We start from the raw sequence: 13,383 nt of genomic DNA, 5'->3' as shown, positions 1-13,383 counted from the left end.
GGTCGGGGTCCCCGCGCCGCCCGTGCTCATGCCTCCCGGCCGCGCACCCGCGGCGCCGCCCGGCCGAACGAGCGCCGGTAGGCGTGCGGGCTGACTCCGGTGGTCCGCTTGAAACGGTCACGGAACGCGGTGGGCGAACCGAAGCCGACCTGTGCCGCGACGCGCTCCACGGAGTGCTCCGTGGTCTCCAGCAGGTGCTGCGCCTGCCGGACGCGGGCCCGGTGCAGCCACTGCAGCGGGGTGGAGCCGGTCTGTTCCCGGAAGCGGCGTATCAGCGTGCGGGTGCTCAGGCCGGCGTGGTCGGCGATGTCGGCGAGGGCGAGGTCGCGGGACAGGTTGTCCCGCAACCACGTGAGCAGCGGCTCCAGGGCGGACCCGCGGGGTGTGGGCGGGTAGTCGTGCACGATGAACTGCGCCTGGCCGCCCTCGCGTTCCAGCGGCATGACCGACAGCCGTGCGGCGTGGGCGGCGACCGCCGAGCCGTAGTCGCGGCGGATCATGTGCAGGCACAGGTCCAGTCCCGCGGCGGCGCCGGCCGAGGTGAGGAACTGGCCGTTGTCGACGTACAGGACGTCCGGGTCGACCTCGACGTCCGGGTGTGCCGCGGCCAGGACGTCGGCGGCGGCCCAGTGGGTGGTCGCCCGCAGGCCGTCGAGCAGCCCGGTGGCGGCCAGTGGGAAGGTGCCGGAGCAGATGGACGCGATGCGGGTGCCGTTCGCGGCGGCCGCGCGCAGCGCGTCGCGGACGGCCGGGGAGAGCGGGGCGCCGGCGGTGGCCGTACCCGGCACGACGACCGTGTCCGCGTCCCGCAGACCGTCCAGGCCCCACGGCGCGCGCAGGGTGAAGGCCCCGGCGTCGGTCTCGGGGTGTTCGGCGCACACGCGGATCTGGTAGCCGGGGCGCCCGTCGGGGAGGCTGGTGCGGGCGAAGACCTCGATGGGGGTGGACAGGTCGAACGGGATCACCTGGTCCAGCGCGAGTACGGCGACGGTGTGCATGGCCGGAACGGACCTCCTCACCGGACGGCGGCCGTGGCCACGGCTGGCCACCAGCCCATTGAAGCGCAGGTCAGGAGCGTTCCCGGCACCGTGGCACTTTCCCGTTGAAAGTTGTCAGGAACGCCACGTCAGGCGACCACCCTGTCGACGAACGCCGCGACGTTGGCGACCGTACGCAGGATCTTCTCCTCCAGCGTGATCGTCTCGTGCAGCCGCGCCCCGGCGTCCGGCTCCCGGATGCCGCGCACATACAGCGAACAGGCCAGGTCGCCGCATATGTAGGCACCCACCGAGTTGCCCTGCTGCCCGGCCTTGCCGGCCTTGGGCGCGACCATCAGCGAGACGCCGCCGGAGTGGGTCGTCAGGCACATCGAGCACATGCTGCGCCGCGTCTGCCCGGAGCCCGCGCCGGAGGCGCGCATCGCGAGCCCGGTCGGACGGCCGTCCAGTTCGGCCACGAGGTAGGCCCGGTCCGGCGCCTGCGGGTCCCGCCAGCCGAAGTAGTCCAGGTCGCCCCACGGGCGGTCGGCCAGGTCGTGCGGCACGGACAGGCGCTTGGCGGCGCCCTTGGAGCAGTTCACGAAGGCGGCGCGGATCTCTTTGTCGTTCAGGGGTCTCATACGACGGAGCGTAGGTTGCCTAAAAGGCTTAGGCAAATGCATAATTGATTCAGGCGAACGGAAGGATGGTTATGGTGCGCGTGGGGCTGACCACGGAACGCCTGGTCCGGGCGGGCGCGGAACTGGCCGACGAGGTCGGCTTCGACCAGGTGACGGTCTCCGCGCTGGCCCGCCAGTTCGACGTCAAGGTCGCGAGTCTGTACTCGCACGTACGGGGCTCCCAGGACCTCAAGACCCGCATCGCCCTGCTCGCCCTGGAGGAAATGGCCGACCGGGCCGCCACCGCCCTGGCCGGACGGGCCGGCAAGGACGCCCTGGCCGCCTTCGCGGACGTCTACCGCGACTACGCCCGGGAACACCCCGGCCGCTACGCCGCGGCCCAGCTGCGCCTGGACCCCGAGACGGCGGCCGCGAGCGCGGGGGTCCGCCACGCGCGGATGACCCGGGCCGTCCTGCGCGGCTACGACCTGACGGAACCCGACCAGACTCACGCGGTCCGGCTGCTGGGCAGCGTCTTCCACGGCTACGTCAGCCTCGAGATGGGCGGCGGCTTCGACCACAGCGCCCCCGACACCCAGGAGACCTGGACCCGGATCGTGGACGCCCTCGACGCACTGCTGCGCAACTGGCCGGCCCCCTGAGTCCCCTACCGCGAACCGAGACACCACCACAGCCGGAGAACGAGATGCACGCCCACGACGACCTGATCACCACGCCGATCACCCCGGACCTGGTCCGCGGCGCCCTCGACCTGGAGCGCACCGAGCACGGACTCCTGCCGCACCGGCTGCCGGCCCGGGCCCGCGCCCAGAACACCGACGGACAGCTGGCCATGGCCGAGTCCCAGCCCTCCGGCGTACGCCTGGCGCTGCGCACCCGCGCCACCATCCTCGAACTGGACACGCTGCCCACCAAGCGCGTCTACGCGGGCACCCCGCCGCGCCCGGACGGCATCTACGACCTGCTGGTCGACGGCCGCCCGGCGGGCCGGGGCAGTGTCGTGGGCGGCAACACCCTCACCATCGACATGACCGCCGGCACGGCCTCCGTCGAGCCCGGCCCGGCCGGCACCCTCCGCTTCCCGGACCTGCCCGAGGGCGACAAGGACATCGAGGTCTGGCTGCCGCACAACGAGACCACCGAACTCGTCGCCCTGCGCACCGACGCCCCCGTCGAACCCGCCCGGGACTCCGGCCGCAGGGTCTGGCTGCACCACGGCAGCTCGATCAGCCACGGCTCCGACGCCGCGAGCCCCACCACGACCTGGCCCGCGCTCGCCGCCTTGCTCGGCGGCGTCGAGCTGATCAACCTGGGGCTGTCCGGCAGCGCCCTGCTCGACCCGTTCACCGCGCGGGCCATGCGAGACACCCCCGCCGACCTGATCAGCGTCAAGATCGGCATCAATGTGGTCAACGCCGACCTCATGCGACTGCGCGCCTTCGGCCCCGCCGTGCACGGTTTCCTCGACACGGTCCGAGAGGGCCACCCCACCGCCCCGCTGCTGGTCGTCTCGCCGGTCCTGTGCCCCGTCCACGAGGACACGCCCGGCCCCCTGGCTCCCGACTTCAGCGAGGTCGCCGAGGGGCGGCTGCGCTTCGTGGCCACCGGCGACCCGGCGGAACGCGCGAGCGGGAAGCTGACCCTGAACGTCATCAGGGAGGAGCTGGCCCGGATCGTGGCCCAGCGGGCGGCCGACGACCCGAACCTGCACTACCTCGACGGCCGCGACCTCTATGGCGAGGCCGACGCGGCCGAGCTGCCCCTGCCCGACAACCTCCACCCGGACGCCGCCACCCACCGCCGCATGGGCGAACGCTTCGCCGAGCTGGCCTTCGGCGACCGCGGCGCCTTCACCGGCTGAAGCCCGGCTCCCCATGGCCGCGGCCCCGTACGACCGCGGCGAAACGCCGGGCGACCCCGTGCCAGACCGCTTCGGCGGCCGGCTCGTCGTGCTCCGCCCGGCGGCACAGCTCCGCCGGGTCCAGCCCCCGGGCCCGCATCCGCTCCGGATCCCACGACCGCATCCGGTCCGCGCCCGCCTCCGGGTGGAACTGCACGCCCCAGGCCCGGTCACCGACCCGGAACGCCTGGTACGGGCACCGCTCGCTCTCCATCAGCCAGGCGGCGTCCGGCGGCAAGGCGGTGATGGCGTCCACATGGTGCTCGACGGCCGTCACCCGTTCCGGCAGCCCCCCGGAGAGCGGATCGCCACCGGCGCCGGGCCGCAGGGTGAGCGGGGTGCTGCCGAACTCCGGTTCGCCGTGCTCGCCCCGTACCGTGCCGCCCGCGACGTGGGCGAGGAGCTGCCCGCCGAGGCAGATCCCGAACACGGGGGCGCCCCGCTCCAGTGCCTCGGCGACGAGTGCTCGGGTGGGCGCCAGCCAGGGCGCGCGCACGTCGTCGCCGGGCAGGTAACCGCCCCCGAGCACCACGACACCGTCGTGCGCGAGGTGACGGGGGAGCGGGGCACCGGCGTACGCGTGCACGACGTCCAGTGACACGCCGTCCGCGACGAGCCAGTCACCGAACCGGCCCGGCCCGCCGCCCGGACCGTTCTGCACCACCAGCAGCCGCGCCATCGCCCACTCCCTGCCTCAGCTCTCGGACACCACCTCACTGCCCGGAGCGCGTCGGGCCGCAACCTCCCCGGGGGTCACAGACTCGCGGCACGGTGTGTCGGGTCGCCGTCCAGCACGGTCAACAGCACCGGCACGTCGGCCAGTTCGGTGGCCGGAACGGTGAGCGGGTCGGCGGCGAGTACCGTCAGGTCGGCGCGGTGACCGACGGCGATCCGCCCGGCCTCGTGCTCCTCGCCCGCCGCGTAGGCCGCGTTGACCGTCGTGCCGCGCAGCGCCTCCAGCGCCGACAGCGCCTGCTCCGGGCCGTGCGGCGCCCGGCTGAGGTCGCGGGTCGGGCGGCGGTGGCGGGCGCCGGCCATGACGCCCAGCGGCGGGTAGGGGGCGATGGGCCAGTCGGAGCCCAGCACCACGACGGCACCCGAGTCGTGCAGGTCGCGGCAGCGCCAGGCCCGCGAGGCGCGCGGCTCGCCCAGCCGCCGGGACCAGTTGTCGGTGTGGTCGGCCCGGGTGAAGTCGCAGCAGTGGGTGGGCTGCATGGAGGCCACGACCCCGAGTTCGGCGAACCGGCGCAGCGTGTCGTCCGGGACGGTCTCGATGTGCTCGACCCGGTGCCGCACCCCGCGTCCGCCGTCCGCCTGCGCCTTCTCGACCGCGTCGAGGACGTGACGTACGGCCGCGTCACCGATCGCGTGGGTGGCCGTCGGCACGCCGGCCCGGTGCAGCTCGCCGACGACGCGGGTGTACTCCGCGGGGTCCGGCCAGAAGGCGTGCCGGGACTCGCCGTGGCAGTCCGGCTGCTCCAGCCAGGCGGTGCCGTTGTCGACGGTCCCGTCCATGAAGATCTTGACGCCGGCGGTCCGCCACAGCCGGCCGCCCACGCCCTGCCCCTCGACGAGGGCGCGCACCCCGTCCGCGCCGGTGCCCGGCTGGCACCAGGGCGCCACCCGGAGCCGCAGCGGCAGCCGTCCCGCCTGGTCCAGCTCGGCGAAGAGGTCGAGGCTGTCGCCGCCCGCGTCCATGACGTGACCGCCCGTCAGTCCGGTGGCCGCCATGGCGCGCAGGGCCGCGGCGAGCCGGTCGAGGCGCTCCGCCCGGGTGGGCTGCGGGGCGACCCGCTCCACCAGTTCGCACGCGGCGTCCTCCAGCAGCAGGCCCGTGGGCCGCCCGCCGGCGTCGCACACCACCTCGGCCGTCGCCTGGTCGAAGGAGCGCGGCCCGTCCACCCCGGCCAGCTCCAGGGCCCGCCGGCTGGCCAGCATCGAGTGCGCGTCGAAGAGCAGCAGCAGCGCGGGCACGCCGTCGAGCACCGAGTCGAAGGGCGCCGTCTCCACCGGGCGGTCACCGAAGACGTTGGGGTCCAGGCCCCAGCCGTGCAGCCACGCGCCGGGGGAGAGGTCCCGCACCGCGCGGGCCAGCGCCTCGCGCACCTGGCCGACGTCGGTGCAGCCCGACAGGTCGAGGCCGTGGGTCAGTTCGGCACCGGTGACCGGGTGGATGTGCCCGTCGACCAGGCCGGGTGTCACCACGGCGCCCTTCAGGTCGACGACCGTGGTCGAGGCGTCCGCGAGCGCACGGATCTCCCGGTCGTCACCGAGGGCACTGATCCGGCCGCCGGCCGCGGCCAGCGCGGTCTGCGGCAGGAACTCGCCGGTCACCGGGTCGAGCAGCCGGGCCGAGAGCAGGACGAGAGAGGTGCGCACAGTCACTCCTTGAGGGGGCGGTTCAGTTGGTGTCGGTGGTCGTCAGAGCGCCCGCGGGCAGGCCGAGTTCGCGCTCCGCGGTGGTGATCGGCATCCGTCGCACCGCGGGCGGGTCGTCACCGGTGTCGGCGCTGTTGACGAGCATGCCGAGGCCGTCGAGGACGACCAGGATCTGGATCGCGGCCACCAGCGGGTCGTCGGTGCGGAACTCGCCCCGCTCGACGCCGTCGCGGATCACCGCCTCCAGCCGGTCGCGCCAGGCCGCCTCCTGGACGGCAACCCTCTCGCGCAGGGCGGGCCGGTAACGGCTCAGGTGCCGGGCGTTGAGCCACAGCCGGCTGATGTCGTCGAAGTCCGGCCCGGTCGCCCGGGCGAAGAACTGGGCCAGCCGCCGGGTCGGCGTCGCGCCGTCCAGGTCGGCGGGGAGGAGTTCGTCGAGCTCGGCGCAGGCGGCGTCGCCGTACGCCTCCGCCACCAGGTCCTCCACCGCCGGGAAGTAGTGGCTGATCAGTCCGGGGCGCACGTCCAGCTCCTCGGCGACCCGCCGCAGAGTGATGCACTCCAGCCCCTCGGTCACTGCGACCCCGGACGCCGCTACAACGATTTCCGCACGTCTGGCGGCCGGAGACTTGCGGATTCGCTTGTTCGGAATGCTTGACGGCATGGAATCAATGCTATTGAGTGTGCGACCAACAAGCAAGCAGGTGGGACACCAGCACCCCGGAGGAGCCTCATGGCGTCCACGATCCCCGACCCGCACCCCGGCACCGGCGCCGCGCGCCAGGAGGCACCGCCCCCGCCGCCGTCGGACCGGGCCGGCCGCGTCGAGGCCCACGGCATCGACCACATCCCCGACCACGAACGCCACGGACGGCCGCGGCAGTTGTTCTCGGTGTGGGCCGCGGCAAACGTGAACTACCTGAGTCTGGTGACCGGCGGCGCCCTGATCCTGATGGGCCTGACCCTGTGGCAGGCGCTGGCGGTGATCGTGGCGGGCAACCTCTTCTGGCTGCTCACCGGCCTGCTCTCGACATCCGGGCCGGCGGCGGGCGCGCCGAGCGAGGTCATCACACGGGCGATGTACGGGGTGCGCGGCAACCGCGTGAACAACGCGATCGTGGGCTGGCTGATCTCCGTCTGCTACTTCGCCCTGAACCTGGCCGCCGCCGCGACCGCCGCCTTCGCCCTCGTGGAGATGGCCGGCATCACCGCGAACACCGGTGTGAAGGTCGTCGTGGTGATGGTGATCGCCGCCCTCACCCTGGCCATCGGCGTCTACGGCCACGCCATGATCATGAGGTTGTACCTCCCCATCACACTGGCCCTGACAGCCGCCTTCGCGGTCGTCGCCGTGGGCGTGTTCCGGCACACCGACTTCTCCTACGTACCGGCCGAACCACTCACCGGCACGGGCCTGCTGACCGTCCTGGTCGCCGGCGTCACCCTCATCGCCTCCGCCCCGCTGTCGTACACCACCAGCGCCGACTTCTCCCGCTACCTCCCGCGCACCACGCCCGCCCGGGCCGTCGTCGGCTGGACTTTCCTGGGCGGCTTCCTGCCCGGCGTGGCCGTCTGCTCGATCGGCGCCCTCGCCGCGACGGTGGTCGACATGACGGACCCGCAGGCGGGACTGCGGCAGCTCCTGCCCGACTGGTTCGGCCCGGTCCTCCTGCTCGCCCTGGTCCTCGGCACCATCGCCATCAACGCCCTGACCGCCTACAGCGCGGGCCTCGCCCTCCAGGCCGTCGGCATCCGCATCCGCCGCTCCCTCAGCGTGCTCGCCGACGGCACCGTCGCCGTCGCCCTCACCCTGTACGGGCTCCTCGTCTCCGACTTCCTCGACACCGTCAGCAACGTCCTCCAGCTCACCGTCGTCCTGCTCGGCCCCGCGCTGGCCGTCTACGCCACGGACATCGCCCTGCGGCGCAACCGGTACGACGGTCCCGCGCTGATGGACGAGACGCCGGGCAGCCGCTTCTGGTACACCGCCGGGGTCAACCCGGCGGGCGCCCTCGCCCTCGCCGGCGGCGTCACCGTCGCGGCCCTGTGCGTCAACACCCTCTACACCGGTCCGATCGCCCACGCCCTCGGCGGAGTGGACCTCGCCCTGCCGGCCGGCCTCGTCACCGCCTCGCTGCTCTACGCGGCCCTGACACGCGGCGGAGCACTCCGGGCGCCGGCGCCCTGAGGGACGGGTCCGGCCGGAGTCAGCGCCGCGCCATGTACAGCTCCAGCGCCTTGTGCAGCACCTTGTTGAGCGGGTAGTCCCACTCGCCGAGGTACTCGACGGCCCGGCCCCCGGCGCCCACCTTGAAGCGCAGCAGCCCGAGCAGATGGTCGTCCTCGTCGAGGGTGTCGGTGATGCCGCGGAAGTCGTAGACCGAGGCGCCCAGTTCGAGCGCGTCGCAGATCATCCGCCACTGCAGGGCGTTGCTGGGCTGCACCTCGCGCCGGCGGACGGTGGACGCGCCGTAGGAGTACCAGACGTGCTCGCCGACCGTCAGCATCGTGGCCGCCGCCAGCACCTCCCCGTCGTGGTGGGCGAGGTAGAGCCGCATGCGGTCCGGGTCCTCGGCCGTCAGCGCCGTCCACATCCGCTCGAAGTAGCCGAGCGGTCGCGGCACGAACCGGTCCCGCTCGGCGGTCTCAACGTACAGCTCGTAGAACGCCTTGAGGTCCTCGCGGTCACCCCGGACGACCTTGACGCCGGCCTTCTCGGCCTTCTTGACGTTCCGGCGCCACTGCTGGTTGAAGCCGCTGAGGAGCTGCTCCGGGGACCGCCCGGCGAGCGGCAGCTGGCACACGTGGCGCGGCTGTCCGGTGGCGAACCCGTCCTCGCCGCCGGATTCGGAGCGCCGCCAGCCCAGCCGGCGCAGCCGCTCGGCCACCGCCTCAGCCCCGGCTTCCCGTTCGGTGGCCTCCACGTCCCCAAGACGCCGGGCCCCCGGGTCGGCGATCGCCGCCTTGACCGCCTCGGGGCTCCAGCGCCGGGTCACCACCGGCGGCCCCATCTTCACCGAGAAGGCGCCCAGCCGCTTCAGGTGCGCGAGCATCGGCTCCAGCCACCGTTCCAGGTCGGGCGCGTCCCAGTCGATGACCGGGCCCTCGGGCAGATAGGCCAGGTACCGCTTCAGCCGCGGCAGCGGACGCAGCAGCACCAGCCCGACCCCCACCAGATCGCCGCGCTCGTCGAACCAACCCAGGCTCTCCGCCCGCCAGTCCGGCTTCACGTCGCCCCACGCGGGCGTCTGCAGGTGGCTCACGGACGGCCGGGCCGCAATGAACCGCAGGTGCTCCTCGCGGCTGATCGGCTTCACGTGACGGCTCATGGGCGGTGCCCCTCTGTTCGGCTCTGCTGCTGCTTCGACGTGTGCTTCCTTGCGCTGTGGTACGGCAGGCGCGCCGGCCGCCCCGCACCTCACAGGGAAACCCGGCGCCGGCGGATCCGCGCGCTGCCGGCCCGCCGCCCACCCGAGTGCTCCGCCCGGCGCGCGGGAGCGCGGGCGGAGTGTCAGCGTGGAATGCCTGGGCGGTACGGCAGGACGGACGGAGCAGACGGCCATGGCACGGGCGATCTGGACAGGCGTCATCACGTTCGGGCTGGTCTCGGTGCCCGTCGGGCTCTTCACGGCGACCGAGAACCACACGGTCCACTTCCACCAGCTGCAGCGCGGCACCTCCGACCGCATCCGGAACCGGCGCGTCAACGAGCGCACCGGCAAGGAGGTCGACCCCGGCGACATCGTCAAGGGCTACGAGGTGGGCGAGGGCGAGTACGTCGTCGTCGAACCGGACGAACTCGACGAGATCGCGCCGGGCCGCTCCCGCGCCCTGGAGATCACCGACTTCGTCGAACTGGACCGGATCGCACCGGTCTACTTCGACCGCACCTACTACGTCGCCCCGCGCGGCAAGGAGTACCTCAACGTGTACGAGCTGCTGCGCGCGGCCCTCGCCGAGTCCGGCAAGGCCGGCGTCGCCACCTTCGTCATGCGCAACCGCCAGTACCTGACCGCGCTGCGCGCCGAGGACGAGGTCCTGGTGCTCCAGACCCTCCACTGGGCCGACGAGGTCCGCGACCCGGTCAGGGAACTGCCCGAACTGCCCTCGGACCGGGTCGGTCGGGGCAAGGAACTCGACATGGCGCTGCGCCTCGTGGACGCGCTCAGCGGCCCCTGGGACCCCGACCGCTACCACGACACGTACCAGGAGAAGGTCCGCGAGCTGGTGCGGGCCAAGGCCGAGGGCGAGGAGGTCGCGGTGGCGGAGGAGGCGCCGCAGGCGACCAACGTCGTCGACCTGATGGAGGTGCTCCAGGGCAGCCTGGAGCGGGCGAAGGACACGGGCGCGGGCGGCGGGAAGCCGGCCGGGAAGGCGGAGGGCGGCGAACGCCCCGCCGGGTCGCGCAAGAAGGCCCCTGCCCGAGAGAAGGCCACCGCCCGCAAGAAGGCCACCGCCCACTCCCGCAAGAAGCCGCCCGCACGGAGCGAGCTGCGGGAGCTGAGCAAGGCCGAGCTCTACCAGCGGGCCGCCGACCAGGACGTCGCGGGCCGCTCCAGGATGAGCCGCGACGAGCTGATCGACGCCCTCACCGGAGCCGGCGGCCGCCGGCGGAAGAAGACGGCCGCCGCCTGAGTCCGCAGCGGCCGCCGGCCGGTTCAGGCCGTGCTGAGCATGCCCTTGCGCAGGTGGGCCAGCAGGCGCGAGATGAGCCGGGACACATGCATCTGCGAGACGCCGAGGCGTTCGCCGATGTCCTTCTGGGTGAGCTCCTCGACGAACCGCCAGTGGATGATCTGCCGGTCCCGTTCGTCGAGCTCGGCGATCATCGGGGCGAGCGCGTGGAAGTCGTCCACGAGCGCCAGTGTGGCGTCGTCCGCGCCGATGAAGTCCGCCAGGGCCGACTCGCCGTCCTCGCTGCCGCCGATGGCCGCGTCCAGCGAGGCGGAGTTGTAGCCGTTCGCCGCGAGACGGGCCTCGACGACCTCGTCCTCCGGCAGGCTCATCAGCTCGGACAGCTCCTTCGTGGTGGGGTTGCGGCCCAGCCTGCTGCGCAGCTCCTCGGTGGCGCGGGCCAGCTGCACCCGGGCCTCCTGGAGCCGCCGCGGCACGTGCACCGCCCACGAGGTGTCCCGGAAGAAGCGCTTGATCTCACCGACGATGTACGGCACGGCGAAGGAGGTGAACTCGACCTCGCGGGTCAGCTCGAACCGGTCGATGGCCTTGATCAGACCGATCATGCCGACCTGGACGATGTCCTCCATCTCCTCCGGGCCGCGGCTGCGGAACCGGCCGGCCGCGAAGCGGACCAGGGACATGTTCATCTCGATCAGCGTGTTGCGCGCGTACTGGAACTCGGGCGTGCCCTCCTCCAGCACCGTCAGCTGCTCGAAGAACAGCTTCGACAACTCCCGCGCGTCCTTGGGCGCCACCTTGGACGGGTCCGCGACCTCCGGCATGCCCGTGGTGGTGTGCGCGATGGTCTGTGCGGTCGTCGTCGCCATGATGTGCCCTCCCAGTCGATCGGCCCCCGTCACCGTCGGCTCACCGGCCGACGACTGACCGCCTACCCCGGGCCATGGCTCTCATGCCTGCCCGGGTGCCGACCGGCTCGACGACGCATCAGAAACTCCCCCAAAGCAGACGTATTGCCGAAGTGGTGAAGGAGTCAGAGACCGACATAGAAGCGGACCGCGGTGCCCTCGTCCCCCGTGTGGGTCCGGACGAGGTCGGCCACGTGGTGCACGAGCAGCAGCCCACGCCCGCCGATCTGCCCCGGCCGCGGGGGACGGCGCCCGGCGAGCGGATCGGTCAGCCGTCCGGTGTCGCGGACCTCGCACACCACGTGCCCCGCCTCCGCCCACACCGCCAGCGTTCCCCGGCCGCCGCCGTGGACCACGCTGTTGGTGGTCAGCTCCGCCACCGCCAGTTCCACGTCCGGCAGCCGCCGCTCGGACAGCCCGAGGGAGCCGGCCCGGTCGACGGCGAAGCGGCGCGCCTCGGGCAGCTCCCCGGTACCGAAGCCCAGGACGGCGGCGCCCGGCCCGGGGCCCAGCGGCTCGTTGTACCGGGTGACCACCGCGCGCCAGTCGTAGGCCCCGCTGGCCCGCTCGCCTCCCCGGTCGATAACCGTCGGGTGGGTGACCAGGGCGTCGGCCAGGACGTCCGCGTCCAGACGGGTCTCGTCGTACGGACACAGGATGGTCGCCGCACGGCCCGCGAACGCCTCGTTGATCAACGCCTCGTGCTGCGCGCACGCCGGGTACTCCGCCGCGCTCCGCCCGGCCCAGACCGGCTCGCCGATGATCCGCACCCGACCCCGGTCGTGGCCGTCGGCGAACGCCCGGAGCACACCGGGGATGATCCGTCCCGGATTGCGCCCGGCCACGCTCATGTCGAGGAAGGTGACGTCCCGCCCGTCCGGGCCCAGCCCGTTTCTGATCAGCTCGAGATTGGAGGCCGGCACCGCCACCGCCACCGGCTCACCGGCGGCCAGCCCCTCCCGTACGAACGACACCGTCCGGTCGGCGTACTCGCCCTCGGAGCGGTAGAACAGGGCCGGGTGCGAGAAGGTCTCCTCGGTGTCCACCGTGCTCATCGCGGTGCCACCTCGATCCGTCGCAGCGACGGCCAGAACAGCTCCAGCACCCGGGGCAGCTGGGGCGGCGGCTGTTCCACGACGACCCGGCCGCCGGGCAGGTTCATGGCCGTGACGGCGAGCGCCGCCACGCCGGCCACGTCGACGAAGCGTACGCCGGACAGTTCCACGTAGGACACGTCCGCGTGCCGCCGGGACAGTTCGGTGAGAGCGTTCTCCCAGGACCGGCGGGTGGTCACGCCGATCTCTCCGCTGGCACGGATGCCGGGACGGCCGGGCAACGGACCCACCTCCAGCACGGCCCCGCCCCGATCCCGGGACGGTCCGCCCGCGGGGCTTGTGGCATCCACACTCGGTCTCCTTCGGAAATCCGCCGGGTGTCCCGTACCGACCCGGGCGCCTTCTCCGGTCAGGCAGCCTATCGCGGGGTGGTCGCCGTACGCCGGAGAGAGGACAGAACACGCGACGGGCGAGCGAAGCGGGGAACAAGACAGTGAGCGCGTCCTCGGAAGGGAAGACAGACCATGTTCGAAGCCGACAACATCCGTGACTGGCGGGGCCAGGACGTCGTGGACAGCGGCGGCCGCAAGATCGGCACCCTCGAGTCCATCTACTTCGACACCGCCACCGACCGGCCCGCGTTCGCGGCGGTCACCATCGGACTGCCGACCCGTCGGCGTCTGGTGTTCGTCCCGGTCGACAAGGCCACGGTCGGCCCGGGCTACCTGAAGGTCACCTACGACAAGGGCCTGGTCAAGGACGCGCCCGGCATCGACCCGGACGGTGAGCTCGCGGCCGAGGAGGAGGGCGCGGTCTTCGCCCACTACGACCTGCCGTACGAGCAGGGCAGCCGGGGAGAGCGTCGGCTCGGCCGGCGCTGAACCGTCC

14 protein-coding genes are annotated in these 13,383 nt (G+C 73.0%); 5 read left to right on the top strand and 9 right to left on the bottom strand.

Annotation, left to right across the window (positions count from 1 at the left end; genetic code table 11):
- Positions 1 to 26 precede the first annotated feature (26 nt).
- Together KUM03_RS23400 and KUM03_RS23395 are read right to left on the bottom strand one after the other, a co-directional pair.
- Positions 27 to 998 (bottom strand): GlxA family transcriptional regulator, encoded by a 972-nt coding sequence (locus KUM03_RS23400; RefSeq protein ID WP_217251247.1) that lies wholly within the window; start codon positions 996 to 998, stop codon positions 27 to 29.
- A 128-nt stretch (positions 999 to 1,126) separates the two neighbouring features.
- Positions 1,127 to 1,618, bottom strand: coding sequence for an FBP domain-containing protein (locus tag KUM03_RS23395; protein ID WP_217251246.1), 492 nt, complete (start codon positions 1,616 to 1,618; stop codon positions 1,127 to 1,129).
- Between the two features lie 71 nt (positions 1,619 to 1,689).
- Here KUM03_RS23395 and KUM03_RS23390 point away from each other — a divergent pair, with 71 nt between their 5' ends.
- Complete coding sequence (locus KUM03_RS23390) at positions 1,690 to 2,259, top strand: TetR/AcrR family transcriptional regulator (RefSeq protein WP_217251245.1); 570 nt, start codon at positions 1,690 to 1,692, stop codon at positions 2,257 to 2,259.
- A 44-nt stretch (positions 2,260 to 2,303) separates the two neighbouring features.
- Complete coding sequence (locus KUM03_RS23385) at positions 2,304 to 3,479, top strand: GDSL-type esterase/lipase family protein (protein WP_217251244.1); 1,176 nt, start codon at positions 2,304 to 2,306, stop codon at positions 3,477 to 3,479.
- On the opposite strand, the gene KUM03_RS23380 is transcribed toward KUM03_RS23385, so the two are convergent.
- From KUM03_RS23380 to KUM03_RS23370, 3 genes are all read right to left on the bottom strand, one after another.
- Positions 3,469 to 4,197, bottom strand: a complete 729-nt coding sequence (locus tag KUM03_RS23380) for a type 1 glutamine amidotransferase (protein ID WP_217251243.1) — start codon at positions 4,195 to 4,197, stop codon at positions 3,469 to 3,471. The two genes, KUM03_RS23385 and KUM03_RS23380, sit on opposite strands and share 11 nt — an antisense overlap.
- A 74-nt stretch (positions 4,198 to 4,271) precedes the next feature.
- A complete protein-coding gene (locus KUM03_RS23375) occupies positions 4,272 to 5,897 on the bottom strand; it encodes an amidohydrolase (RefSeq protein ID WP_217251242.1) in 1,626 nt (541 codons plus the stop codon).
- A gap of 22 nt (positions 5,898 to 5,919) precedes the next feature.
- Positions 5,920 to 6,561, bottom strand: coding sequence for a TetR family transcriptional regulator C-terminal domain-containing protein (locus tag KUM03_RS23370; protein ID WP_217251241.1), 642 nt, complete (start codon positions 6,559 to 6,561; stop codon positions 5,920 to 5,922).
- 69 nt (positions 6,562 to 6,630) lie between these two features.
- Between KUM03_RS23370 and KUM03_RS23365 the strand changes: the two genes are divergently transcribed.
- Positions 6,631 to 8,085 (top strand): cytosine permease, encoded by a 1,455-nt coding sequence (locus KUM03_RS23365; RefSeq protein ID WP_217251240.1) that lies wholly within the window; start codon positions 6,631 to 6,633, stop codon positions 8,083 to 8,085.
- 19 nt (positions 8,086 to 8,104) lie between these two features.
- On the opposite strand, the gene KUM03_RS23360 is transcribed toward KUM03_RS23365, so the two are convergent.
- Complete coding sequence (locus KUM03_RS23360; protein WP_217251239.1) at positions 8,105 to 9,226, bottom strand: peptidoglycan bridge formation glycyltransferase FemA/FemB family protein; 1,122 nt, start codon at positions 9,224 to 9,226, stop codon at positions 8,105 to 8,107.
- Positions 9,227 to 9,458: 232 nt separating this feature from the next.
- Here KUM03_RS23360 and KUM03_RS23355 point away from each other — a divergent pair, with 232 nt between their 5' ends.
- On the top strand, positions 9,459 to 10,532 hold the full coding sequence (locus KUM03_RS23355; protein ID WP_217251238.1) for a Ku protein: 1,074 nt from the start codon (positions 9,459 to 9,461) through the stop codon (positions 10,530 to 10,532).
- A 23-nt stretch (positions 10,533 to 10,555) separates the two neighbouring features.
- Here the strand turns inward: KUM03_RS23355 and KUM03_RS23350 are convergent, their stop codons facing one another.
- From KUM03_RS23350 to KUM03_RS23340, 3 genes are all read right to left on the bottom strand, one after another.
- Complete coding sequence (locus tag KUM03_RS23350) at positions 10,556 to 11,401, bottom strand: RNA polymerase sigma factor SigF (RefSeq protein ID WP_217251237.1); 846 nt, start codon at positions 11,399 to 11,401, stop codon at positions 10,556 to 10,558.
- Between the two features lie 164 nt (positions 11,402 to 11,565).
- A complete protein-coding gene (locus KUM03_RS23345; RefSeq protein WP_217251236.1) occupies positions 11,566 to 12,495 on the bottom strand; it encodes an anti-sigma factor RsbA family regulatory protein in 930 nt (309 codons plus the stop codon).
- The gene (locus KUM03_RS23340) at positions 12,492 to 12,845 is read right to left on the bottom strand and encodes an STAS domain-containing protein (RefSeq protein ID WP_217251235.1); all 354 of its coding nucleotides are present in this window, start codon (positions 12,843 to 12,845) and stop codon (positions 12,492 to 12,494) included. Before KUM03_RS23340 ends, KUM03_RS23345 begins: the two co-directional genes overlap by 4 nt.
- 174 nt (positions 12,846 to 13,019) lie before the next feature.
- On the opposite strand from KUM03_RS23340, the gene KUM03_RS23335 reads away from it, so the two are divergent.
- Positions 13,020 to 13,376, top strand: a complete 357-nt coding sequence (locus KUM03_RS23335) for a PRC-barrel domain-containing protein (RefSeq protein ID WP_073726864.1) — start codon at positions 13,020 to 13,022, stop codon at positions 13,374 to 13,376.
- Positions 13,377 to 13,383 lie beyond the last annotated feature (7 nt).

Source organism: Streptomyces sp. AC602_WCS936 (assembly GCF_019049125.1).
In the GTDB taxonomy this organism is placed as follows: domain Bacteria; phylum Actinomycetota; class Actinomycetes; order Streptomycetales; family Streptomycetaceae; genus Streptomyces.
Note: the sequence above shows the minus strand (reverse complement) of the source record. Positions and strands in the feature narration are given on the sequence as shown.